Raw genomic sequence first — 22,866 nt, 5'->3', positions numbered from 1 at the left:
ACAGTCACCACTGTGACCACCGACACATCAGCTGTCCAGCACGCAACGCCTGCGTCGGGTGCGGTGTCGTTGCGTGTCCTCGTCTACAGCAGCAATGCGGCGACGCGGGCTGCCGTGACGGCCGCACTGGGTGAGCGGCTGTCCCCCGAGCTGCCGCTGCTCGAGCATGTCGAGATCGCGACACCCGCCGCCGCGCTCGCGGAGTTGGACACGGGAACGGTCGATCTCGCGATTCTCGACGGCGAAGCCACGCCGATGGGCGGGCTCGGCCTCGCGAAGCAGATGGAGGACGAGCTCGACTCCGTCCCACCCACCATCGTCCTCACCGCCCGCCGCGACGACGCGTGGCTCGCGAAGTGGTCGGGAGCCGACGCCGTCGCCGCCCTGCCGGTCGATCCGTTCGAGCTCGGCGCCACCGCGATCGACCTGCTCAGCCGGCCCAGCGGTTCACCGGCACCGGGTGCGTGAGCGACTCCCGATACATCCGCGCGAACGGCTCGTGCAGCACCCCGTTCAGCTCGTCGAGCTTGTTCTGCCACTCCGCGATCCGCGGCATCGCCTCGCGCAGCTCCCGCAGAATGCCGTCGCGATCGACCGTCGTAATCCGCCCGTGGTCCACGACGCAGCGCCCGTCGACGTAGACGTATTCGAGCGACCCACCGTTCTCCGAGTACACCCACTGATGATCGAGCCGTGAGCGCGGCGTGAACGCGAGCGTCGTCAGGTCGTAGACCAGGAAGTCGGCGCGCTTGCCCACCTCCAACGATCCGACGGTCTCCCCCAGCCGCGCACTGCGCGCACCGCCTGTCGTCGCGGCGGCGAGCACCTCCCCGACCTTCGGCCACGTCTCCGGATCGGGGTCGGTGATCTTGTGGACCAACGCCGCCGACTTCGCCACCTCGAGCAACCGCGGCGTGTCACTGCTGGAGCACCCGTCGGTACCGAGCCCGAGAGTCACGCCCTTGTCGTGATACGTCCGCCACGGCGCGAGCCCCGACCCGAGCTTGAGGTTCGACAACGGATTGTGCGACACGCACACCCCGTGCTCGGCGACGATGTCGATATCCGAGTCCGTCAGCCAGATCCCGTGCGCGAAGGTCGTATTGGGCGAGAGCGCATCGATGTCGCGCAGATACTCGACGAACGTCCGCCCGTAATCCACCTGAGCCGTAACGGCCTGCGTCCGGGTCTCCAGCACGTGCACATGGCATTCCGCGTCGTACTCGACGGCGAGCGCCGTAGCACCCGCGAGCAGATCGGGGGTGCAACGCTGCGGCGCCGACGGCGCGAGCATGTACCTCAGCCGGCCGCCAGCCGAACGGTCGTGCGCCGCAAACGCCGTGCGGCTGTAGTCGAGGTACTCCTCCGCCGTGACGGTCGCCTGCCCACGCACGTCGCGGACGATGTCGTCGGGCAGCCACTGCGTCACGAACGGCAGCGTGTCGATGAACGGCCGATTGATGACGTGCCCCGACACGTTCGCGCGAATCCCCGTCTGCTCGTACGCATCGAACACCGCCGCGAGCTGCGACGCGCTCTGCCCCGGCGTCTCGAGGACGTCGTCGACGATCGTCGTCACCCCCGATTCGAGACTCTCGATCGCGAACAGCAGGCTCCGCAGCCGCACGACGTCCTCGGGTAGCGGGTCGACCCCGAGAATCGGATACGAGTACAGCATCCACAGTTCGAGCGGCAGATTGTCGTACCGCCCCTTGTACAGCGCCTCCCAGCTGTGGGTGTGCGCGTTGACCAGCCCTGGCGTGACGAGGCGATCGCGCCCGTCGAGAACGGTGTCGCCGTCGTTCACGGTGACGGTGGCACCGATCTCGGTGATCACGCCGTCCTCGATGCGGATGCTCCGGGTGACGGGCTCGCTGCCCGTCACCGCGTCCATCGTGATGACGTCGGCATTGTCGACGACGAGGGCCATCAGTTCACTCCTGTCTTCGTGGTGGAGATCCGTCCGAGGACCAGTGCCGCGACGAGCGCGACGACGAGACCTTGAACAGCGGGTGCCCCGGTGTCGGTCAGAGCACACACGAGGGCGACGGCGACGCCGAGCCCGTAGGCGACGAGGCCGGGCACCGAGACGGTGGGCGCCGTGCGCACGGCCTGCGCCGGATCGAGCTTCTTGGCACTCGCGAAGTACGTACCGATCATCGCGCCGCCGAGCGGCGGGATCATGACACCGATGAGGATGAGGTAGTCGAGGATCGAGTCGGCGATCCCGCTGATCGCGAGCACGATGCCGATGATCACGCCGCCGACGACGAAGGGCCGCTTGTCGTTTCGCTCGAACATCTCGGCGCCGGCGACGCCGAACGCGTAGGCGGTGTTGTCGTTGGTCGTCCAGAGATTCGCGACGAGCAGGACCAGCGCGGCGACGACGAGTCCCATCGACAGCAGCAGTTCCGCGAAATCGCCGACGCCGTAGGCGATGGCCCCGACGCCGCCGAAGAACAGCATCGCGAACTGCACGACGACGACGGCGCCCGCGACGAGGACGGCCGTCGACGCGGCGCGCCGTCCGAAGCGCGTCCAGTTGCCCATCTGCGTTCCGCCGGAGATGAACGTGCCGATCATCATGCTGATCGCGGCGCCCATCGACAGCGGCTCGCCGGACGCACCGGTCGCGGTGAGATCGCCCCACCCGCCGGCCTCGCCGATCGCGCGAGCGAGGACCCAGATGCAGAGAATCGTCATGAGCGGCACCGAAATCCACGACAGGATCTCGATCCCCTTGAAGCCGTAGTACGCGGTGATCGCCATGACGATGCCGCCGACCACGACGACGGGCCACGTCGTGCTCCATCCGAACGCGGCGCCGACGAGGTTGCCGAGCACGCCGATCGTGATGGCGTACCAGACGATCTGGGTGCCGCCGAGCAGCAGCGACGCCCACTTGCCGCCGATCCGCCCGAGCGTGATCCGCGCGAGCAGCACCGTCGACAGGCCCGAGCGCGTCGCGATGTAGCCGAGGGTCGTGATGTAGACGGCGAGGAACACCGTCGCGGCGGCCGCGGCGAGGACGAACGGGCCGAAACCGAGCGGGCCCGCGACCTGACCGGCCGTGACCATCGTCGGCGTGAAGAACAGGAAGCCCGCGACGACGATCGCGACCTGCCACTTGCCCTGCCGATACGCCGGAGGGACGGGTTCGAGCGGGAAGTCCGGGTCGATCGGCTCGGGCGTGGGCTGCTGCCGCTGCGGCGAGCTGGTGGTGATGTCCATGGGGCGCTCCGTGGTGCGAGAGGGAGTCCCGGCGGGCGACGACGGCTGCCGGTGGCGACGTCGGTGACGCTAGGCCCGGCGGAGGCCGCGACGAAAGCCGAATGGAGCAGTCCACAATGGCCTGCCCGGCAATTGTGATCCGCCCACAACCTGGGTTCACATGCCGACAACATGGCGCTCGTACGTTACGAGCGTGTCAATCGTGACGGTCCGTGACCTGCTGCGCGACGCGGCGCTGCCCGACATGCGTCTCGTCGGCGGCGACGCGGGCCTGGGTCACGAGATCCTCGCGACGTACGCCACCGAACTGCCCCGGCCGGGCGGCTACGTCCCCCACGGCGCACTCGTCTTCACGACGGGTCTCGTGCTCACCGACGACGCCTCGGTGCGGGCGTTCACGAGCGACTGCATCGACGCGCGCGCCGCCGCGATCGGCTTCGGCATCGAGATCGCGTGGGAGCACATCCCGCCCGCCCTGCTCGACGCCGCCGACGCGGCGGGGATCCCCGTCCTCGAGATCCCGCCGACGCTCGCATTCGCACGGATCGCCGAGCTCTACGACGGCCTGCGCATGGCGCGCCAGCTCACGACGGAACGCCGGCACGCCGTCGGACGGCTGCTCGACGCCGTGCGCAAGGGCTGGGCGTCGACGTCCGTCCTCGCGCCCGAGCTACATCGCGTGATCCGGCCGGGCCAGGACGTCGAGGTCGTCTGCACCGGGCCGGGTACGCGGCCCGAGGAGGCGCTGGGCGGCGAGTTCCCGGTGGGTGCGCTCGACGGCACGCTCGTCTCGATCGTTCCGGCACCACTGGGCGCCGCGCAGCGACGCGCCCTGCCCGAACCGCACGGGACGGGCGGGCCGGTATCCATCGGCTACGTCGCGAGCGCGATCGACGAGGCCCTCGCGGCGTTTCGGCTCGCGGAGACGCGCGGTGCGACGTCGTCGGGCCGCGACACGGCGACGCTCGAATCGCTGATCGGGCGGTTGCGCGCCGACCAGTCTGCGCCGTTCCACCACCACATCTATCTGCCGCTCGCGCGCTACGACCGCCGCCACGGCACCGACGTCGTCGCGACGCTGCGCGCGTTCGACGCCGTCGACGGCTCGCTCACGCGCGCGGCAGCGCAGCTGAACGTGCACCCGAACACCGTCCGCAACCGTCTCGACAAGGCAGAAGCGCTCACCGGCAGGTCGTTCCGCGACACGGCAGGACGAGTCGCGCTCGCCGTCGCCCTCTCCACCGCCGACGGAACCCTCTGATCGGCCCGATGACAAGATGACGCCATGAGCAGAATTCGGGGGGCAGTCGGCGTGGCTGCAGTTCTGGCGATCATGGCGGTCGGCACGGCGTGTGGTGGCAGTACATCCGAAACAGCGGAGACGAGTGCGGCGCCCGAGCCGTGGGACCCGTGCACGATCTCCGACGAGGCGTTGATCCGCGCATCCCTCGATCCCGCGAGTGAAGGGCCGGGCTCTCTCGCCCAGGGCCAGCCGGGATGGGAGAGCTGCCGGTGGACCGGTGAGGATGTCAACGCGATCCTGAACGCGTCCGCGACGACCGGTGAGGATCACTTCCGGAACTTCCCCGGCAACATCGACTTCCACGAACTCACTGTCGCCGGGCGCCCGGGATTCACCTATCGCCAGACCGGATTGAACCCGGATAACTTTTGCTGGCTCACGGTTCCGCTGGAAGGCGGCGGTTCGCTGAATCTTCAGGTCACGAGGTCTCCGTTCTCGCACGGCACCACTCCGATGTGCAACTGGGCCGTGCGCGTCGGCGAGGCGCTGGTCTCTGCGGCTCCGCGCTGACGGCGTATCCTCGACGCAATTCGCTATCTGGGGGGTCGACATGACTGGTGCGGTTTCCGGGCTGGACTATCTACTTGCGCTCGGGGCGCAGGCCAAGGCCGGTGAGCTCGTGCTCGATCCCGACATTGCGGTGGACTGTGCCAAGGCAACCGCGGGCGCGATTGCATCACTGCAGTCGGTGCACGACCGCATGTTGAGCCAGGTCCGCCTGCTTCCTCTCGGGAACTTCGAGTGCGGGCACCAACTGGCCGTGATGCTGTCCGAGACGACCAAAGAGTTCGTTTCTCGCCTCGAGGAACACATCGCATGCCTCGAGGCAATCCACGACATGGTGGGCGCTCAGGTAGCAGAATTGCTCACCACCGACGACGAAACTTCACAGGCAGTGGCTCGAATCAACGCCGCGACGACTGATAGGTGAACACGGTTCCCTGTGCACATGATTCGGCGATCAGTGGTTGCAGCAGCGTTGGTGACAATCGGGTTGGTCGGCACGGCCTGCGGTGACAGTACGTCCGAGACAGCGGACCCGACTGCGGCACCCGGGCCGTGGGACCCGTGCACGATCTCCGACGAGGCCTTGATCCGCGCCTCTCTCGATCCCGCGAGTGAAGGCCCGGGTTCGCTCGCCCAGGGCCAACCGGGATGGAAGAGCTGTGAGTGGGAAGGCCCCGACGTAGCGGTGATCGTGAGTGCATCTTCAACCACCGGACCCGACCACTTCCGGAACTTCCCCGGCAACACCGACTTCCAGGACGTGACCGTCGCGGGCCGCGAAGGGTTCACCTACCGCCAGGAAGCCGATGAATCCGGCACCTTCTGCTGGCTCACCGTGCCGATGGACAACGGCGGCGTAGTGGATATGCAGTTCGACCGATCACCGTTCAGCAAGGACACCACCCCGATGTGCGACTGGGCCGTGCGCGTCGGCGAGGTACTGGTCGCCGAAGTTCCGCGCTGACGCTCGACCAGGCACGCCGCCGCTGCTCCGGGGTGCCGGAGCGCGCCGGTTACCGATGAGTAGACCTCACAGGCAGTACCCGCCGAAGCGGGCGTGATCGCTCGTCCACAGCAGGTAGAAACCCGATCACCAGCAGGTCCGACGTATGGACGGCCACCGATGCGCCGCCGACTCACGCGCACCGGAGCCACCGGCTATTTATCGCACATCGCGATAGATGAATTGTGATTCTCGACACAACGCATGCTGAGAATGCCGCCCGCTGTGACTCGTGATAAGTGTGGTGCATCACATATCCGTATCACTGAGTCACAGCTCACGTATCGGGAGGTGGCGGCGATGTACACACCGATTCTGGTGCTGGGTGCGATCGCTGTCGTCTTCGGCATCGTGTCGGTCGCGATCGCCTCCGTCGTGGGCCCGAGCCGCTTCAACCGCGCGAAGCTCGAAGCGTACGAGTGCGGCATCGACCCCACCCCCGCACCCCGTGGCCTGCGGTTTCCGGTGAAGTACTACCTCACCGCGATGCTGTTCATCGTCTTCGACATCGAGATCGTCTTCCTCTACCCGTGGGCCGTGCACTTCGACGCACTGGGCACGTTCGGGCTCGTCGCGATGGCGCTGTTCGTCTTCAACGTCTCGGTGGCCTACGCGTACGAATGGCGACGAGGAGGGCTCGCATGGGACTGACCACTCCCGGCGGCGGGATCGAGGAGAAGGTCCCCAGCGGCTTCCTGCTCAGCACCGTCGAAGGACTCGCCGGATACCTGCGCAAGGGATCGCTGTGGCCGGCGACCTTCGGCCTCGCGTGCTGCGCGATCGAGATGATGGCGACGAGCGGGCCCCGCTACGACATCGCCCGGTTCGGCATGGAGGCCTTCCGCGCCTCCCCCCGCCAAGCCGATCTCATGATCGTCGCGGGCCGCGTCAGCCAGAAGATGGCGCCCGTCCTGCGGCAGATCTACGACCAGATGGTCGAACCGAAATGGGTTGTGGCGATGGGTGTCTGCGCCTCGACGGGCGGGATGTTCAACAACTACGCGATCGTGCAGGGCGTCGATCACGTCGTCCCCGTCGACATCTATCTCCCCGGCTGCCCGCCGCGCCCGGAGATGCTGCTCAATGCGATCCTCACGTTGCACGACCAGATCCAGCGCATGCCGCTCGGCGTCGACCGCGACCTCGCCATCCGGAAGGTCGAGGCCGCGGCGATCGACCAGGCGCCGCTGCTGCAGATCCAGCCGTTCTCGGGAACCCGGCCGTGACGGGCGAGCGGCCCCCGGCCCGCACCACCGACCCGGTCGCGGTGCGTCGTGGCATGTTCGGCGCGACGGGCTCCGGCGACACCTCCGGCTACGGCGGCCTGCGGCGCTCCTCGACGCTTCCCACGTCCACCCCGCGCCCGTACGGCGAGTGGTTCGACGACGCGATCGACACCCTCACCGCCGTACTCGCCGACAGCGGGCTCGCGCCGAGCGAGGTGATCGAGGACGTCGTCGTCGATCGCGGCGGCCTGACCCTCCACGTGCAGCGCGCGCACCTGCCCCTGCTCGCACGGGTGCTACGCGACGTCGAGCGCCTGCGATTCGAGATGTGCCTCGGCGTCAGCGGCGTCCACTACCCGGACGACGCCGGCCGCGAACTGCACGCCGTCTACCCGCTGCTCTCGATCACCCACAACCGGCGCCTGCTGCTCGACGTCGCGGCCCCCGACGACGACCCGCACATCCCGTCGGTGACGACGATCTATCCCACGAACGACTGGCACGAACGCGAGACGTACGACTTCTTCGGCATCGTCTTCGACGGCCACCCGTCGCTCACGCGGATCGAGATGCCCGACGACTGGGAGGGCCACCCGCAGCGCAAGGACTACCCGCTGGGCGGAATCCCCGTGGAGTACAAGGGCGCTCGCATACCCCCGCCCGACGAGCGGAGGTCGTACAACTGATGACCGACACCATCTACACCGCCGGCGGCCAGAACTGGGACGAGATCGCCGAGCAGATCCGCGACAACGGTGACGAGCGGCTCGTCGTCAACATGGGCCCGCAGCATCCGTCGACCCACGGCGTGCTGCGGCTGATCCTCGAGATCGAGGGCGAGACCGTCACCGACGCACGCTGCGGAATCGGCTACCTGCACACCGGGATCGAGAAGAACCTCGAATACCGCACGTGGACGCAGGGCGTGACCTTCGTGACGCGGATGGACTATCTCGCACCGATGTTCAACGAGGTCGCCTACTGCCTGGGCGTCGAGCAGCTCCTCGGCATCTCCGACGAGGTGCCCGAGCGCGCGCAGATCGTCCGCGTCATGCTCATGGAACTCAACCGCATCTCGTCGCACCTCGTCGCGCTCGCGACGGGCGGCATGGAACTGGGCGCCACGACGCCGATGCTGTTCGGATTCGGCGATCGCGAACTGATCCTCGACGTCTTCGAGACGATCACCGGCCTGCGGATGAACCACGCCTACATCCGCCCCGGCGGAGTCGCGGCGGACCTGCCGGACGACGGCGTCGCGAAGGTCCGTGAGGTGCTGCGCGTCCTGCCGGGCCGGCTGCGCGACCTGGAACTGCTGCTCACCGAGAATCCGGTGTGGCGGGCACGGACTCGCGGGATCGGCTACCTCGATCTCACCGGCTGCATCGCGCTCGGCGTCACCGGCCCCATCCTCCGCGCCACGGGGCTGCCGCACGATCTGCGCCGCTCGCAGCCGTACTGCGGGTACGAGAACTACGAGTTCGACGTCGCCGTCGACGACGGATCCGACTGCTACGGGCGCTATCTCGTGCGCGTCCAGGAGATGCACGAGTCGCTGAAGATCGTCGAACAGTGCCTGGACAGGCTGCGCACCGGCCCCGTGATGGTCGACGACCCGAAGATCGGCTGGCCCTCGAAGCTGAAGGTCGGCATGGACGGCCTCGGCAACTCGCCCGAGCACATCGCAAAGATCATGGGCACGTCGATGGAGTCGCTGATCCATCACTTCAAGCTCGTCACCGAGGGGTTCCGGGTGCCGCCCGGCCAGGTCTACACCGCAGTCGAGTCGCCGCGCGGCGAACTCGGCGTCCACATGGTCTCGGACGGCGGAACCAGGCCGTACCGCGTGCACTTTCGCGATCCGTCCTTCACCAACCTCCAGGCCGTCGCGGCGATGTGCGAGGGCGGCTCCGTCGCCGACGTCATCGCGTCGGTCGCGAGCATCGACCCCGTGATGGGAGGTGTCGACCGATGACCGGCGATCCCACGACCGTCGAGCAGGCGGGAACGTTCGAGAGCCGGCAGCTGGGCAAGGGCGCGGCGACCGATCCGGTGGCGCCGGCACCCGTCCTGCTGCAGATCGGCCCGCGTCCCGACGAGGCGACGCAACTCGTCCAGCCCGGCGCCCGCACGACGTACCCGGCCGCCACGCTCGACGAATTGCACTCGGACGCAGCACAGATCGTCGCGCTGTATCCGTCGCCACGATCGGCGCTGCTGCCGCTGCTGCACCTCGTCCAGTCCGTCGACGGCTACATCACGCCCGCGGGCATCGACTTCTGCGCCGACACCCTCGCTCTGACCGGCGCCGAGGTCGCGGCCGTCGCGACCTTCTATTCGATGTACCGGCGCAGCCCGACGGGCGAGTACGTCGTCGGCGTGTGCGCCAACACGCTGTGCGCCGTCCTCGGCGGCGACGAGATCCTCGCGTCGCTGCGCGAACACCTCGGCATCGAGCCGGGCGGCACGACCGACGACGAGCAGATCACGCTCGAACGGCTCGAATGCAACGCGGCCTGCGACTACGCGCCCGTCGTGATGGTCAACTGGGAGTACTACGACAACAGCACCCCCACCTCGGCCCGCGAGCTGGTCGATCGGCTGCGCAACGGCGACGTCCCGCAACCGACCCGCGGCGGCCCGGTGTGCGGGTTCCGCGACACCGAACGCGCCCTCGCCGGACTCCCCGAACGCACGCCACGCTCCCCCGTCGGGCCCAGCGCGGGCACGGCGTCGCTCGCCGGGCTGCATGTGGCACGCGAACGCGGCATGCACGCACCGGATCGCAGCGAGCCCGGCCGCAGCGAAGGAGGCCCGTCGTGACGCTCACCCCCGTACTCAGCCGCTACTGGGACGAAGCGGAGTCGTGGTCGATCGAGACGTATCGGCGCCACGGCGGCTACGAGGCACTGCACAAGGCGCTCTACCGCGATCCCGACGAGATCATCGAGACCGTCAAGGAATCCGGTCTGCGGGGCCGCGGCGGTGCGGGCTTCTCGGTCGGTACCAAGTGGTCGTTCATCCCGCAGAACGACGGCGCGCCACACTATCTCGTCGTCAACGCCGACGAGTCCGAGCCCGGCACGTGCAAGGACATGCCGCTGCTGCTCGCGACACCGCACGCCCTCGTCGAGGGCGCGATCATCGCGGCGTACGCGATCCGCGCGAATCATGCCTTCGTCTACGTGCGCGGCGAGGTGGCCTCCGTCATCCGCAGGCTGCGCACCGCCGTGCAGGAGGCGTACGACGCCGGGCTGCTCGGCCGCGACATCCAGGGCACCGGCTTCGACCTCGAACTCGTCGTCCACGCGGGCGCGGGCGCCTACATCTGCGGCGAGGAGACGGCGCTGCTCGACTCGCTGGAGGGCCGACGCGGCCAGCCTCGGCTGCGTCCGCCGTTCCCGGCCGTCGCGGGCCTGTACGCGCGGCCGACCGTCGTCAACAACGTCGAGTCGATCGCGAGCGTCCCGTCGATCGTGCAGCGCGGCGCACAGTGGTTCCGCTCGATGGGCACCGAGAAGTCGCCCGGGTTCACGCTCTACTCGCTCTCCGGGCACGTGCAGCGCCCCGGCCAGTACGAGGCGCCGCTCGGCGTCACGCTGCGCGAACTGCTCGACTATGCGGGCGGCGTCCGCGCCGGGCACACCCTCAAGTTCTGGACGCCGGGCGGCTCGTCGACGCCGATCCTCACCGCCGAGCATCTCGACGTCCCGCTCGACTACGAGGGCGTCGGCGCCGCGGGCTCGATGCTCGGCACCAAGGCGCTGCAGATCTTCGACGACACGACGTGCGTCGTCCGGTCCGTGCTGCGCTGGACGGAGTTCTACGCGCACGAGTCGTGCGGCAAGTGCACGCCGTGCCGGGAGGGTACGTACTGGCTCGCGGGCCTGCTGCGGCGACTCGAAGCCGGGGACGCGGACGAGCGCGACATCGACACCGTGCTCGACGTGACCGACTCGGTCGTCGGCAAGTCGTTCTGCGCGCTGGGCGACGGCGCGGGAAGCCCGATCCTCTCGTCGCTGCAGTACTTCCGGGACGAGTATCTCGCACACATCGAGCTCGGGCGCTGCCCGTTCGATCCGGCCCTCGCGACGGTGTGGGGCCGCGGAGAGGCGGTCTCATGACGGCGACCAGCGGAGAACGCGGCGACACCGCCAACGACGAGCTGCCCGAGGGGTTCGTCCGCGCGACGATCGACGACACCGAGATCGCCGTGCCCGAAGGAACTCTCGTCATCCGGGCCGCCGAGCTCGCGGGCATCGCGATCCCCCGCTTCTGCGATCACCCGCTGCTCGAGCCGGTCGGCGCGTGCCGGCAGTGCCTCGTCGACGTCGAGGGCCAGCGCAAGCCGCTCGCGTCGTGCACCGCCCCGCTCACCGACGGCATGGTGGTGCGGACGCAGTTCACCTCCGAGGTCGCCGAGCGTGCGCAGCGCGGCGTCATGGAACTGCTGCTCGTCAACCACCCGCTCGACTGCCCCGTCTGCGACAAGGGCGGCGAGTGCCCGCTGCAGAACCAGGCGATGACGACGGGCAACGGCGACTCACGCTTCCACGAGACGAAACGCACCTATCCCAAACCGATTCCGCTGTCGGCCGAGATCCTGCTCGACCGCGAACGCTGCGTGCTGTGCGCGCGCTGCACCCGCTTCTCGCAGCAGATCGCGGGCGACCCGATGATCGAACTGCTCGAACGCGGCGCACTCGAACAGGTCGGCGTGTACGGCAACGAGCCGTTCTCGTCGTACTTCTCCGGCAACACCGTGCAGATCTGCCCCGTCGGCGCGCTGACGTCCGCCGACTACCGGTTCCGCGCCCGGCCGTTCGATCTCGTCTCGACGCCGAGCGCGTGCGAGCACTGTGCGTCCGGCTGCGCGCAGCGCACCGATCACCGCCGCGGCAAGGTGACGCGCCGCCTCGCCGGCGACGACCCCGAGGTCAACGAGGAATGGAACTGCGACAAGGGCAGATTCGCGTTCCGCTACGCCACCGAGCGCGACCGGCTCACCACACCCCTCGTGCGCGCGACGTCCGGCGAGCTCGAACCCGCGTCGTGGCCCTACGCGCTCGCAGCCGCGGCCGACGGTCTGCGCCGGACCCGTGCTCGCGCGGGGGTTCTCGTCGGCGGCCGCTCCACCGTCGAGGACGCCTACGCGTACGCGAAGTTCGCGCGCGTCGCGCTGGGCACCAACGACATCGACTTCCGCGCCCGCGCCGTCTCCCCCGACGAGACCCGCTTCCTCGCCTCGTACGCGCAGCGCACCGGCGGCCCGACGTACCGCAGCCTCGAACACGCGTCGTCCGTCCTCCTCGTGGGCTTCGAGCCCGAGGAGGAGTCGCCGATCGTCTTCCTCCGGCTGCGCAAGGCCGTCCGCCGCCACGGGCTCCGGGTCACCGCGATCGCGCCGTTCACGACGCCGGGCCTGCAGAAACTGGACGCGACCGTGCTCGCCACGGTGCCAGGCCGCGAGACGGCGACGCTCGGCGATCTGCCGGACGACGCACTCGACGCCGGCGGCGTCATCGTCGTCGGTGAACGACTCGCGAGTGTCCCCGGCGGGCTCGCCGCAGCGCAGCGGTTGGCCGAGCGCATGGGCGCGGGCCTCGCGTGGATCCCGCGCCGCGCCGGTGATCGCGGTGCACTCGGTGCGGGCGCGTTCCCGACGCTCCTGCCCGGCGGGCACCCGCTGTCCGAACCCGCCGCTCGCGCCGTCGTCGAGCAGGTGTGGGGCGAGGTGCCCGAGACGCCGGGCCGCGCCGTCGACGAGATCCTCGCCTGGAACTCGTCGTTCGTCGTCGGCGGCGTCGATCCGTACGACCTGCCCGACGCCACGGGCGCCCTCGCGGCGCTCGCCGACGCCGAGTTCGTCGTGAGCCTCGAACTGCGACCGAGCGCCGTCACCGAGCACGCCGATGTCGTCTTCCCCGTCGCGGCCGTCGCCGAGAAGACGGGCACCTTCGTCGACTGGGAGGGGCGGCCGCGCAGCTTCGAGGCCGCCCTGAGCGGCAGCGCCGCGCTGAGCGACCTCCGCGTCCTGGACGCACTCGCCCGCGCGATGGGCACGCCGCTCGCGCTGCCCGACGCCGACGCCGCACGCACCGAGCTCGCCCGCATCGGCCGCTGGCACGGGACCCCGGCGACGCTGCCCGCGACGGCAGGGCGGCCCGTCCCGGTGCTCGACGACGGCGAAGCGATCCTCGCGACGTGGCCGCTGCTCCTCGGCGACGGCCGCATGCTCGACGGCGAACACGAACTCGCGCAGACCGCGCGCGCGACCGTCGCACGCCTGTCGCCCTCCCGTGCCGCCGCGCTCGGCGTGACCGACGGCGACCCCGTCACCGTCGCGACCGGCGGCGGCGCGATCACGGCACCGGCCGCCGTCACCGACATGCCCGACGACGTCGTGTGGCTCCCGACGAACTCCCCCGGCTCGCACGTGCACGCCGCCCTCGGCGTCACGTCCGGCGCGCGCGTCACCGTCACGGGAGGTGAGCAGTGAACACCACGCCGACCGATCTCTCGATGTTCGGCACCGACCCGCTGTGGCTCGTCGTCCTCAAGGCCGTCGCGATCTTCGCGTTCCTCATGGCCAGCGCCGTCGTCGCGATCTATGCCGAACGAAAAGTGCTCGGTTTCATGCAGCTTCGCGTCGGACCGAACCGCGTCGGGCCGCGCGGCATGCTCCAGACCGTCGCCGACGGCGTAAAACTCGCGCTCAAGGAGGGGATCATCCCCAAGGGCGTCGACAAGCCGATCTACCTGCTCGCGCCGATCATCTCGATCGTCGCGGCGATCATGGCCTTCGCCGTCATCCCGTTCGGTCCCGTCGTGTCGATCTTCGGGACGACGACGCCGCTGCAGCTCACCGACCTGCCCGTCGCGGTGCTCTACATCCTCGCGATCACGTCGATCGGCGTGTACGGGCTCGTGCTCGGCGGCTGGGCGTCCGGCTCGACGTATCCGCTGCTCGGCGGCCTCCGGTCGACGGCGCAGGTCATCTCGTACGAGATCGCGATGGGCCTCGCGTTCGCGTCGGTCTTCCTGCTCGCCGGGACGATGTCGACGTCCGGGATCGTCGGCGCGCAGCAGGGCACGTGGTACGTCTTCCTGCTGCTGCCGTCGTTCCTCGTCTACCTCGTGTCGATGGTCGGCGAGACGAACCGCGCGCCGTTCGATCTCCCCGAGGCCGAAGGCGAACTCGTCGGCGGCTTCCACACCGAGTACAGCTCGCTGCGGTTCGCGATGTTCATGGCCGCCGAGTACATCAACATGGTCACCGTCAGCGCACTCGCGACGACGATGTTCCTCGGCGGCTGGCACGCGCCGTTCCCGCTCAACCTGTGGGAGGGCGCGAACTCCGGATGGTGGCCGCTGCTGTGGTTCGTCGGCAAGGTGTGGGCCGTCCTGTTCCTGTTCGTGTGGCTGCGCGCGGTGCTGCCGCGGCTGCGCTACGACCAGTTCATGAACCTCGGCTGGAAGGTTCTCATCCCCGTCGCCCTCGTGTGGGTCATGACGGTCGCGACGGTCCTCGTGATCAGCCGCGACGGCGACTCCGTCGCCACCGCCGTGCTGTGGGTCGGTGGCGTCGGACTCGGGCTCGTCGTCGTGGCCGCCGTCGCGGGACTCGTCCGCAGCCGCCGCCGCGCCACGCTGCAGGGGCCGCCACCATCGGCGCCGAAGCCCGGCGCGTACCCCGTACCCGAACTGCCGAGCAGGGAGGACAGCCGTGCCTAGCATCAAGTCGGTCGCCGGATTCTGGGTGACGCTGCGAGGGATGTTCGAGCGCAAACACACCCGGATGTATCCCGAGGAGAACCCGCGGCTGCCCGCACGGTTTCACGGGAAACACCGCCTCAACCGCTACGACGACGGCCTCGAGAAGTGCATCGGCTGCGAGCTGTGCGCGTGGGCGTGCCCGGCCGACGCGATCTTCGTGCAGGGAGCCGACAACACCGACGAGGCCCGCTACTCGCCCGGCGAACGCTACGGCGCCGACTATCAGATCAACTACCTGCGCTGCATCGGCTGCGGCCTGTGCGTCGAGGCGTGCCCGACCCGCGCGCTCACCATGACGCAGGAGTTCGAGATCGCCGAGGACAACCGGCGCGACCTCATCTTCACGAAGGAAGACCTGCTCGCACCGCTGTATCACGGCATGGAGGCGCCGCCGCACGCCATGACGGGCACCGTCGCCGACTACTACCTCGGCCGCATCGGCCCGGTCGACCCCGACTCACGTGAGCACGATCAGCGGAGCGCGTCGTGACGACGACCGGTGGCGCCGAGGCCGTGCTGTTCTGGGCACTGGGCGCCGTCGCGATCGTCGGCGCCCTCGGCGTCGTCTTCGCGCGGCGCGCCGTCTACAGCGCGCTGTTCCTCGCGACGACGATGATCGTCCTCGCCACCTTCTACATCGCCCAGGACGCAGTCTTCCTCGGCGTCGTGCAGATCGTCGTCTACACCGGCGCCGTCATGATGCTGTTCCTGTTCGTGCTCATGCTCGTCGGCGTCGACTCGTCGGACTCGCTCGCCGAGACCCTGCGCGGCCAACGGGTCGCCGCGGCCGTCGCGGGACTCGGGTTCGCCGTCCTGCTTCTCGGCGCGATCGGCGCCGCCGGGACCGCTGCGTTCGTCGGACTGGACGGCGCGAACGCGGGCGGCAACGTCGAGGGCCTCGCCGAACTCGTCTTCGTGCGATACCTGTGGGCGTTCCAGCTCACGGGCGTACTGCTCGTCGTCGCGACGATCGGCGCGATGCTCCTCGCCCACCGCGAACGGTTCGAGCGTCGGCTCGGTCAGCGCGAGCGGTCCATCGAACGCTTCCGCACGGGCGGGCGCGTGACGCCGAAACCGTCGCCCGGCGTCTACGCGCGCGGCAACGCCGTCGACCGCATGGCCCGGCTGCCCGACGGCACGTACACCCGCGACTCGGTGAGCGACGTCCTCGAGCCCCGACGCAGCGACGACGACGAGCGCACCGACGACACCGAGCGCACCGACGGCGGGGGCGAGCGATGAGCCCCGACAACTACCTCTATCTCGCGGCGCTGCTCTTCACGATCGGCGCCGTGGGAGTCCTGGTGCGCCGCAACGCGATCATCGTCTTCATGTGTGTCGAGCTGATGCTCAACGCGTGCAATCTCGCGTTCGTGACGTTCGCGCGGATGCACGGCAACCTCGACGGCCAGGTCTTCGCGTTCTTCACGATGGTCGTCGCCGCGGCCGAGGTCGTCGTCGGCCTCGCGATCATCATGACCATCTTCCGTGCCCGGTCGTCGGCGTCCGTCGACGACGCCGACCTGCTCCGCAACTGATCGGAGACGTGTGTGACGACAGTGTGGCTGCTTCCGGCGCTCCCGCTCGTGGGTGCCGTCGTCCTGCTGCTCGCGGGGGCGCGCAGCAACCGGTGGGGACACCTGCTCGCGTGCGCCACCGCACTGGGCTCGTTCGGTGTCGCGGTGGGGCTCTTCGCCGCGATGCTCGCCGCGCCGGCGGACGACCGCGCGCTGAGCTCGCACCTCTTCACGTGGGTGCCGGTCGCGGATCTCGGCGTCGACATGTCGCTGACCGTCGATCAGCTGTCGATGTGTTTCGCGCTGCTCATCACCGGGGTCGGCTCGCTGATCCATATCTATTCCATCGGGTACATGCGCGGCGACCCGCAGCGGCGAAAGTTCTTCGCGTACCTCAATCTCTTCCTCGCGGCGATGCTCGTGCTCGTCCTCGCCGACAACTTCCTCGTGCTCTATCTCGGCTGGGAGGGCGTGGGTCTCGCGTCGTACCTGCTCATCGGATTCTGGTCGGATCGGCCGTCCGCGGCGGCCGCCGCGAAGAAGGCCTTCGTCGTCAACCGCGTCGGCGACATCGGCCTCGCCACCGCGATGATGATCATGTTCGCGACCTTCGGCTCGGTGTCGTTCGACGACGTCTTCGGCGGCGCGGCCGGCGCGTCCTCGGGCACACTGACCGCGATGGGGCTGCTGCTGCTGCTCGCGGCGTGCGGCAAGTCGGCGCAGGTGCCGCTGCAGTCGTGGCTCGGCGACGCGATGGAGGGCCCCACGCCCGTCTCGGCGCTCATCCACGCCGCGACGATGGTCACGGCAGGCGTCTACCTCGTCGCCCGCGCGAACCCGATCTACGAACTCACCCCCACCGCGCAGACGGCCGTCGTCGCGGTCGGTGCCGTGACGCTGCTGTTCGGCGCGATCATCGGCTGCGCGAAGGACGACATCAAGAAGGCACTCGCGGCGTCGACGATGAGCCAGATCGGCTACATGGTGCTCGCCGTCGGACTCGGTCCCGCCGGTGCGGCATTCGCGATCATGCACCTCGTCACGCACGGCTTCTTCAAGGCGGGGCTCTTCCTCGGCGCCGGCTCGGTGATGCACGGGATGAACGACGAGACGAACATGCGCCGCTTCGGCGGGCTACGGACCGTCATGCCGATCACCTTCGTGACCTTCGGGCTCGGCTACCTCGCGATCATCGGTGTCCCGCCGCTGTCGGGCTTCTTCTCCAAGGACAAGATCATCGAGGCCGCCTTCGCGGAGGGCGGCGTACGCGGGATGGTGCTCGGGACGGCCGCGCTCGCGGGCGCGGGCATCACCGCGTTCTACATGTCCCGCGTCATGATCCTCACGTTCTTCGGACCCCGCCGCTGGGCGCCCGACACGCACCCACACGAGTCGCCCGCGTCGATGACGGGCCCGATGGTCCTCCTCGCCCTCGGCTCGGTCGGCATCGGCGGATTCCTCGCCCTCGGCGGCAGGCTCGAACACTGGCTCGAACCCGTCGTCGGCGTCGAACACCACGCACTCGCCATCCCGGTGTGGGCGATGACGACCATCACGCTCGCCGTCGTCGCCGCGGGTGTCGCCGTCGCCTACGTGCAGTACGCGCGGCGCGAGGTGCCCGAGATCGCGCCTCCTGCAGGCGCACTCACCACTGCCGCGCGCGCCGATCTGTACGGCGACGCCGTGAACGAGGCCGTCTTCATGCGGCCCGGGCGGGCCCTCGCGGACACGCTCGCCGACGTCGACGAACGCGGGGTCGACGGCGTCGTGCAGGCGATTCCGCGAGGGCTCGGTGCGTCGTCGCAGCGGATGCGGCGCGTCCAGACCGGATTCGTCCGGTCGTACGCGATGTACATGTTCGCCGGGGCCGCGATCGTCCTGGCCGGAGCACTCGTGGGAGGTTCCTGGTGACATCCGATCCGGCCGGCACCGTCCCGTGGCTGACGCTGCTGTGGCTGCTCCCGCTCGTCGGTGCCGCCGCCGTCGTCGCGCTCCCGGCCCGCGCACACACCGCCGCCAAGTCGCTCGCGCTCGCCGTCTCGCTCGCCGTCGCGGCCGTGGCCGTCGCGCTCGCGTTCCTGTTCGACGTCGGCGGTGCGCACTATCAGTTCGTCGAATCCCACTCGTGGATACCGGCGTTCGGGATCCGGTACGCGCTCGGGCTCGACGGCATCGCGCTCGTTCTCGTCGTGCTCACAGCCGTCCTCGTCCCGCTACTGCTGCTGGCGGGCTGGAACGACACGCGTGGCGACGCCGATCGCCCCCGCGCGACGCACCGCTACGTCGCGCTGTTCCTCGTCGTCGAGGCGATGGTGATCGTCGCCTTCGCAGCGCTCGACATCGTGCTGTTCTACATCTTCTTCGAGGCGATGCTCGTCCCGATGTACTTCCTCGTCGCGGGCTTCGGGCCACGCGCCGCGGCGTCTCCCCGCGCTCGCGCAGCCGTGAAGTTCCTGCTGTACAACCTCTTCGGCGGACTCGTCATGCTCGCCGCCGTCATCGGGCTGTACGTCGTGACGGCGGGCGACGGCAGCCCCTTCGAGTCGGGCACCTTCGACGTCCGGGCCATCGCCGCCGCGGTCTCGGACGGCTCGCTCGCGATCTCCGCGCCCGTCGCCAATGCACTGTTCCTCGGTTTCATGGTCGCCTTCGCGATCAAGGCGCCGCTGTGGCCGCTGCACACGTGGCTTCCCGGCACCGCCGCTCAGGCCACCCCCTCCGCGGCGGTGCTCATGATGGCGATCGTCGACAAGGTCGGCACGTTCGCGATGCTGCGGTACTGCCTGCAACTGTTCCCCGAGGCGTCTGCGACGTTCGCGCCGCTGATCGTCGTGCTCGCCGTCGTATCCATCCTCTACGGCGCCCTCGTCGCGATCGCGCAGACCGACATCATGCGGCTCGTCGCCTACGCGTCGATCTCGCACTTCGGGTTCATCGTGCTCGGCATCTTCGTCTTCACGAATCAGGGCGGCGCCGGCTCGACTCTCTACATGGTCAATCACGGAATCGCCACCGCCGCACTCATGCTCGTCGCCGGATTCCTGGTGACGCAACGCGGGACCCGAGCGATCGCGGACTACGGCGGGATCGGGAAGGTCGCTCCCGTGCTCGCGGGTACCTTCCTGATCGCGGGGCTCGCGACGCTGTCGCTTCCGGGGCTCGGCCCGTTCGTCGGGGAGTTCCTCGTACTCATCGGGACGTACACGCGGCACCCGTGGGCGGCCGTCGCCGCCGTGCTCGCGCTCGTGCTCGCCGCTGTCTACGTGCTGTGGACGTACCAGCGCATGATGACGGGCCCCGTCCGGGGCGGCAACGAGGGCGTGCGCGACCTGCGGCCGCGTGAGCTGCTCGTCGTAGCGCCGCTCGTCCTCGCGCTCCTCGGCCTCGGGCTGTATCCGAAACCCGTTCTCGACGCCGTGAATCCGGCGGTCGAACGCACCGTGAGCCGGATCGAGGGCGGCGATCCGGCGCCCACCGTCGACCGCACCGCAGCCACCGAGGGAGAGGGCCCATGAACCCCGACGCGCTGAACCCCGATGCGCTCAATCCCTCGATCGAGTTCTCGTTGCTCATGCCGATGATCCTCGTGTTCGCCGGCGGGATCGCGGGCGTCGTCGTCGAGGCGTTCGCGCCGCGCCGCGCGAGATACGCGGTGCAGGTGGCGCTCTCGGTCGTCGTTCTCGTCGTCGCGCTCGTCTGGGTCGCTTCGCTCGCGGGCACCCGCAGCGTCGCGATCCTCGGGTCCGTCGCGATCGACGGTGTCTCCCTCGTCCTGCAGGGCGCCGTCCTCGTCGTGACGCTGGCATCGGTCGCGCTCGTCGCCGAACGCACCCGTGCGCGCGTCGTGACGAACGCCGCCGTCCACGCCGGTCACCAGTCGGATCATTTCGCGGCGCAGGCGGCGACCGTTCCCGGCAGCGTCGCCGAACGCGACGCCGAGCGGGCCGGTGTGCAGCAGACGGAGGTCTTCCCGCTCGTGCTGTTCGCGGCGGGCGGCATGATGCTCATGCCCGCCGCGAACGACCTGCTCACGATGTTCGTCGCGCTCGAACTGCTGTCGCTGCCGCTGTATCTGATGTGCGCGCTCGCGCGGCACCGCCGCCTGCTCTCCCAGGAGGCCGCGCTCAAGTACTTCCTGCTGGGGGCGTTCGCGTCGGCGATCTTCCTGTTCGGTGTCGCGATGCTCTACGGCGCGGCGGGCACGCTCGACCTCGCCGGGATCGCCGCGTCGCTCGCCGCGGACGACCCGGGCCGCGAGTTCGCCGTCGTCGGCGGTGCGCTCGTCGTCGTCGGCCTGCTGTTCAAGGTCGGTGCGGTCCCGTTCCATTCGTGGGTGCCCGACGTGTACCAGGGCGCGCCGACGCCGATCACGGCGTTCATGGCGGCGGCCACCAAGATCGCGGCGTTCGGGGCGCTGCTGCGGCTGCTGCACGTCGCGCTGCCGTCGCTCGTGGACAGCTGGCGGCCGGTCGTGTGGGTCGTCTCGATCCTGTCGATGGTGTTCGGCTCGATCCTCGCGATGACGCAGACCGACATCAAGCGGATGCTCGCGTACTCGTCGGTCGCGCACGCGGGCTTCCTGCTCACGGCGCTCGTCTCACTCGACGGCACCGGGATCTCGTCGGTGCTCTTCTACCTGATCGCCTACGCCGTGACGACGCTCGCGGCGTTCGCCGTCGTGACGCTCGTGCGGGAGCCGAACGGCGCCGAGGCGACGACGCTCGCACAGTGGGCGGGTCTCGGCCGCCGGTCACCGGTCGTCGCGGGCGCGTTCGCGGTGGCGCTGCTCGCGCTCGCCGGCATCCCGCTCACGAGCGGATTCATCGGCAAGTTCGCGGTCTTCCAGGCGGCGGCCGGCGCGGGCGGCGGCGCGCTCGTCGTCGTCGGTGTCCTCGCGAGCGCGATCGCCGCGTACTTCTACGTGCGGGTCATCGGCGCCATGTACTTCACCGACCCCGATCCCGACATCGAGGTGCTGGTCGTTCGCAGGCCCGCGACCGCCGGCGTCGTCGCGGCCGCCACGGTCGCGACCGTCCTGCTCGGCGTGTTCCCGCAGCCGCTGCTCGATCTCGTGAACCACGCCGCCTCGTTCGTCTGACACCTGTCGGTGGGCGGTGCCAGGCTGGACCCATGGACATCTCCTACGTGCAGCCCACGGGACTCGTGTCGAGCCCCGCGTTCAGTCACGCCGCGATCGTCCCCGCCGGTGCCACGACGATCTACGTCGGCGGACAGAACGGCGTCGACGAGACGGGCGCCGTGGTGTCGCCGGAGATCGCCGAGCAGGCGCGGCGCGCGGTCGAGAACGTCGTGATCGCGCTCGGCGCGGCCGGCGCGACACTCGACGACGTCGTGCAGTGGACGGTGCTCGTCGCGCAAGGAGCCGACATCCGCGCGGCCTACGGCGCGATCGCACCGCGACTCGCGCGGTCGGGGCCACCACCGCTGGTCACGGCCGCGGAGGTCGCCGGGATCACCGTTCCGGGTGCCCTCATCGAGGTGAGCGCGATCGCCGCTGTGACTCCGGAGCAGGAATAGCCCGTCACCCGTCACCCGTTGTCCACGAACACGGCCTCCAGAAGCACGGAGTCCAGGAACACGGCGCAAGAAGAGCACGAGCCCATCCCTACCCGAAGGAGACGGAACATGACCGACCTGAACGGCAAGAAGGTACTGGTGATCGTGACCAACTACGGCGTCGAGCAGGACGAGCTCGTGGTGCCGGTCGACAAGCTGCGCGAGTCGGGCGCGACCGTCACCGTCGCGGCGGTCTCGTCCGACCCGATCACGACCCTCGATGGCGACAAGGACCCTGGCAGAGAGGTGGCCCCGGACACCACCCTGGATCAGGTTCAGGCGGCCGACTACGACCTCCTGATCGTGCCTGGCGGCACCGTCAACGCCGACACCCTCCGGCTGAACGACGACGCACTCTCGATCACGAAGTCGTTCAGCGGTTCCGGCAGGCCCATCGCCGCAATCTGCCACGGCCCGTGGGTCGCGGTGGAGGCGGGCATCGTCGACGGCAAGCAGCTGACGAGCTATGCATCGCTTCGTACCGATCTGACCAACGCCGGTGCGCAGTGGACGGACGCATCGGTGGTCACCGATGACGGCAGCGGATACACGCTCATCACGTCGCGCAATCCGCACGATCTCGACGACTTCGTCGGCGCCATCGAGAAGGCCCTGACCGCCTGACGTCCCCGACCGGTGACGAGACACGGTGCAGTAACCCGAGAAGGACGTAGCTCACAATTCCGGCATCGGCCCGGCTAGCGTACGAGCGTTCCCGAACCAGGA

The 22,866-nt window shown here is 69.4% G+C and carries 23 protein-coding genes; 21 read left to right on the top strand and 2 right to left on the bottom strand.

Features of this window, described 5'->3' with window-relative positions; translation table 11 throughout:
- Nucleotides 1–12 precede the first annotated feature (12 nt).
- The gene (locus RR1_RS15500) at nt 13–468 is read left to right on the top strand and encodes a response regulator (protein WP_010839043.1); all 456 of its coding nucleotides are present in this window, start codon (nt 13–15) and stop codon (nt 466–468) included.
- Here the strand turns inward: RR1_RS15500 and RR1_RS15495 are convergent.
- Both RR1_RS15495 and RR1_RS15490 read right to left on the bottom strand, forming a co-directional pair.
- Nucleotides 431–1,930: an amidohydrolase family protein gene (locus RR1_RS15495; RefSeq protein WP_010839042.1), complete on the bottom strand. Its 1,500-nt coding sequence runs from the start codon at nt 1,928–1,930 to the stop codon at nt 431–433. The genes RR1_RS15500 and RR1_RS15495 overlap by 38 nt on opposite strands.
- On the bottom strand, nt 1,930–3,231 hold the full coding sequence (locus RR1_RS15490) for a cytosine permease (RefSeq protein WP_010839041.1): 1,302 nt from the start codon (nt 3,229–3,231) through the stop codon (nt 1,930–1,932). Before RR1_RS15490 ends, RR1_RS15495 begins: the two co-directional genes overlap by 1 nt.
- Nucleotides 3,232–3,433: 202 nt before the next feature.
- Here RR1_RS15490 and RR1_RS15485 point away from each other — a divergent pair, with 202 nt between their 5' ends.
- From RR1_RS15485 to RR1_RS15390, 20 genes are all read left to right on the top strand, one after another.
- Nucleotides 3,434–4,492, top strand: a complete 1,059-nt coding sequence (locus tag RR1_RS15485) for a helix-turn-helix domain-containing protein (RefSeq protein WP_010839040.1) — start codon at nt 3,434–3,436, stop codon at nt 4,490–4,492.
- A gap of 24 nt (nt 4,493–4,516) precedes the next feature.
- Nucleotides 4,517–5,044, top strand: coding sequence for a DUF3558 domain-containing protein (locus RR1_RS15480; RefSeq protein WP_072713649.1), 528 nt, complete (start codon nt 4,517–4,519; stop codon nt 5,042–5,044).
- Between the two features lie 40 nt (nt 5,045–5,084).
- Nucleotides 5,085–5,465: a hypothetical protein gene (locus RR1_RS15475; protein ID WP_010839038.1), complete on the top strand. Its 381-nt coding sequence runs from the start codon at nt 5,085–5,087 to the stop codon at nt 5,463–5,465.
- Nucleotides 5,466–5,498: 33 nt separating this feature from the next.
- Nucleotides 5,499–6,005 (top strand): DUF3558 domain-containing protein, encoded by a 507-nt coding sequence (locus RR1_RS15470; protein ID WP_238559032.1) that lies wholly within the window; start codon nt 5,499–5,501, stop codon nt 6,003–6,005.
- A gap of 339 nt (nt 6,006–6,344) precedes the next feature.
- Nucleotides 6,345–6,695 carry an NADH-quinone oxidoreductase subunit A gene (locus tag RR1_RS15465; protein WP_040774123.1) on the top strand — a complete coding sequence of 117 codons (351 nt, stop codon included), beginning with the start codon at nt 6,345–6,347 and terminating at the stop codon, nt 6,693–6,695.
- Entirely contained in the window at nt 6,686–7,270 is a 585-nt protein-coding gene (locus RR1_RS15460; RefSeq protein WP_010839035.1) for a NuoB/complex I 20 kDa subunit family protein, read from the top strand. The genes RR1_RS15465 and RR1_RS15460 overlap by 10 nt, the downstream gene beginning before the upstream one ends.
- A gap of 53 nt (nt 7,271–7,323) precedes the next feature.
- A complete protein-coding gene (locus RR1_RS15455; RefSeq protein WP_143153864.1) occupies nt 7,324–7,956 on the top strand; it encodes an NADH-quinone oxidoreductase subunit C in 633 nt (210 codons plus the stop codon).
- A complete protein-coding gene (locus RR1_RS15450) occupies nt 7,956–9,245 on the top strand; it encodes an NADH-quinone oxidoreductase subunit D (protein ID WP_010839033.1) in 1,290 nt (429 codons plus the stop codon). The genes RR1_RS15455 and RR1_RS15450 overlap by 1 nt, the downstream gene beginning before the upstream one ends.
- The gene (nuoE, locus tag RR1_RS15445; protein WP_010839032.1) at nt 9,242–10,093 is read left to right on the top strand and encodes an NADH-quinone oxidoreductase subunit NuoE; all 852 of its coding nucleotides are present in this window, start codon (nt 9,242–9,244) and stop codon (nt 10,091–10,093) included. The genes RR1_RS15450 and nuoE overlap by 4 nt, the downstream gene beginning before the upstream one ends.
- Nucleotides 10,090–11,394: an NADH-quinone oxidoreductase subunit NuoF gene (gene nuoF / locus RR1_RS15440; RefSeq protein ID WP_010839031.1), complete on the top strand. Its 1,305-nt coding sequence runs from the start codon at nt 10,090–10,092 to the stop codon at nt 11,392–11,394. Before nuoE ends, nuoF begins: the two co-directional genes overlap by 4 nt.
- On the top strand, nt 11,391–13,769 hold the full coding sequence (locus RR1_RS15435) for an NADH-quinone oxidoreductase subunit G (protein ID WP_010839030.1): 2,379 nt from the start codon (nt 11,391–11,393) through the stop codon (nt 13,767–13,769). The genes nuoF and RR1_RS15435 overlap by 4 nt, the downstream gene beginning before the upstream one ends.
- Nucleotides 13,770–13,792: 23 nt before the next feature.
- Nucleotides 13,793–15,004, top strand: coding sequence for an NADH-quinone oxidoreductase subunit NuoH (gene nuoH / locus RR1_RS15430; RefSeq protein WP_143153863.1), 1,212 nt, complete (start codon nt 13,793–13,795; stop codon nt 15,002–15,004).
- Between the two features lie 40 nt (nt 15,005–15,044).
- Entirely contained in the window at nt 15,045–15,536 is a 492-nt protein-coding gene (gene nuoI / locus RR1_RS15425; RefSeq protein WP_051111238.1) for an NADH-quinone oxidoreductase subunit NuoI, read from the top strand.
- Entirely contained in the window at nt 15,533–16,288 is a 756-nt protein-coding gene (locus RR1_RS15420) for an NADH-quinone oxidoreductase subunit J (protein WP_010839027.1), read from the top strand. Before nuoI ends, RR1_RS15420 begins: the two co-directional genes overlap by 4 nt.
- Nucleotides 16,285–16,584 (top strand): NADH-quinone oxidoreductase subunit NuoK, encoded by a 300-nt coding sequence (nuoK, locus tag RR1_RS15415; RefSeq protein ID WP_010839026.1) that lies wholly within the window; start codon nt 16,285–16,287, stop codon nt 16,582–16,584. Before RR1_RS15420 ends, nuoK begins: the two co-directional genes overlap by 4 nt.
- A 21-nt stretch (nt 16,585–16,605) precedes the next feature.
- Nucleotides 16,606–18,474, top strand: coding sequence for an NADH-quinone oxidoreductase subunit L (nuoL, locus tag RR1_RS15410; RefSeq protein WP_010839025.1), 1,869 nt, complete (start codon nt 16,606–16,608; stop codon nt 18,472–18,474).
- Nucleotides 18,471–20,078 (top strand): NADH-quinone oxidoreductase subunit M, encoded by a 1,608-nt coding sequence (locus RR1_RS15405; RefSeq protein ID WP_010839024.1) that lies wholly within the window; start codon nt 18,471–18,473, stop codon nt 20,076–20,078. Before nuoL ends, RR1_RS15405 begins: the two co-directional genes overlap by 4 nt.
- Nucleotides 20,075–21,661, top strand: a complete 1,587-nt coding sequence (gene nuoN, locus RR1_RS15400) for an NADH-quinone oxidoreductase subunit NuoN (protein WP_010839023.1) — start codon at nt 20,075–20,077, stop codon at nt 21,659–21,661. Before RR1_RS15405 ends, nuoN begins: the two co-directional genes overlap by 4 nt.
- A gap of 32 nt (nt 21,662–21,693) precedes the next feature.
- Complete coding sequence (locus RR1_RS15395; protein WP_010839022.1) at nt 21,694–22,101, top strand: RidA family protein; 408 nt, start codon at nt 21,694–21,696, stop codon at nt 22,099–22,101.
- Between the two features lie 108 nt (nt 22,102–22,209).
- A complete protein-coding gene (locus tag RR1_RS15390) occupies nt 22,210–22,764 on the top strand; it encodes a type 1 glutamine amidotransferase domain-containing protein (RefSeq protein WP_010839021.1) in 555 nt (184 codons plus the stop codon).
- Nucleotides 22,765–22,866 lie beyond the last annotated feature (102 nt).

The sequence above is a fragment of the Rhodococcus rhodnii NBRC 100604 genome (genome assembly GCF_001894925.1).
GTDB lineage: Bacteria > Actinomycetota > Actinomycetes > Mycobacteriales > Mycobacteriaceae > Rhodococcus_F > Rhodococcus_F rhodnii.
This window is presented reverse-complemented; position numbering and strand designations above follow the sequence as displayed.

Coding starts and splice junctions, on each gene's coding strand:
- RR1_RS15395 (WP_010839022.1), top strand. CDS start 21,694: ATGGACATCTCCTACGTGCAGCCCACGGGACTCGTGTCGAGCCCCGCG.
- RR1_RS15455 (WP_143153864.1), top strand. CDS start 7,324: ATGTTCGGCGCGACGGGCTCCGGCGACACCTCCGGCTACGGCGGCCTG.
- RR1_RS15390 (WP_010839021.1), top strand. CDS start 22,210: ATGACCGACCTGAACGGCAAGAAGGTACTGGTGATCGTGACCAACTAC.
- RR1_RS15475 (WP_010839038.1), top strand. CDS start 5,085: ATGACTGGTGCGGTTTCCGGGCTGGACTATCTACTTGCGCTCGGGGCG.
- RR1_RS15490 (WP_010839041.1), bottom strand. CDS start 3,231: ATGGACATCACCACCAGCTCGCCGCAGCGGCAGCAGCCCACGCCCGAG.
- RR1_RS15460 (WP_010839035.1), top strand. CDS start 6,686: ATGGGACTGACCACTCCCGGCGGCGGGATCGAGGAGAAGGTCCCCAGC.
- nuoN (WP_010839023.1), top strand. CDS start 20,075: ATGAACCCCGACGCGCTGAACCCCGATGCGCTCAATCCCTCGATCGAG.
- nuoI (WP_051111238.1), top strand. CDS start 15,045: ATGTTCGAGCGCAAACACACCCGGATGTATCCCGAGGAGAACCCGCGG.
- RR1_RS15435 (WP_010839030.1), top strand. CDS start 11,391: ATGACGGCGACCAGCGGAGAACGCGGCGACACCGCCAACGACGAGCTG.
- nuoK (WP_010839026.1), top strand. CDS start 16,285: ATGAGCCCCGACAACTACCTCTATCTCGCGGCGCTGCTCTTCACGATC.
- nuoE (WP_010839032.1), top strand. CDS start 9,242: ATGACCGGCGATCCCACGACCGTCGAGCAGGCGGGAACGTTCGAGAGC.
- RR1_RS15495 (WP_010839042.1), bottom strand. CDS start 1,930: ATGGCCCTCGTCGTCGACAATGCCGACGTCATCACGATGGACGCGGTG.
- RR1_RS15450 (WP_010839033.1), top strand. CDS start 7,956: ATGACCGACACCATCTACACCGCCGGCGGCCAGAACTGGGACGAGATC.
- nuoH (WP_143153863.1), top strand. CDS start 13,793: ATGTTCGGCACCGACCCGCTGTGGCTCGTCGTCCTCAAGGCCGTCGCG.
- RR1_RS15480 (WP_072713649.1), top strand. CDS start 4,517: ATGAGCAGAATTCGGGGGGCAGTCGGCGTGGCTGCAGTTCTGGCGATC.
- RR1_RS15465 (WP_040774123.1), top strand. CDS start 6,345: ATGTACACACCGATTCTGGTGCTGGGTGCGATCGCTGTCGTCTTCGGC.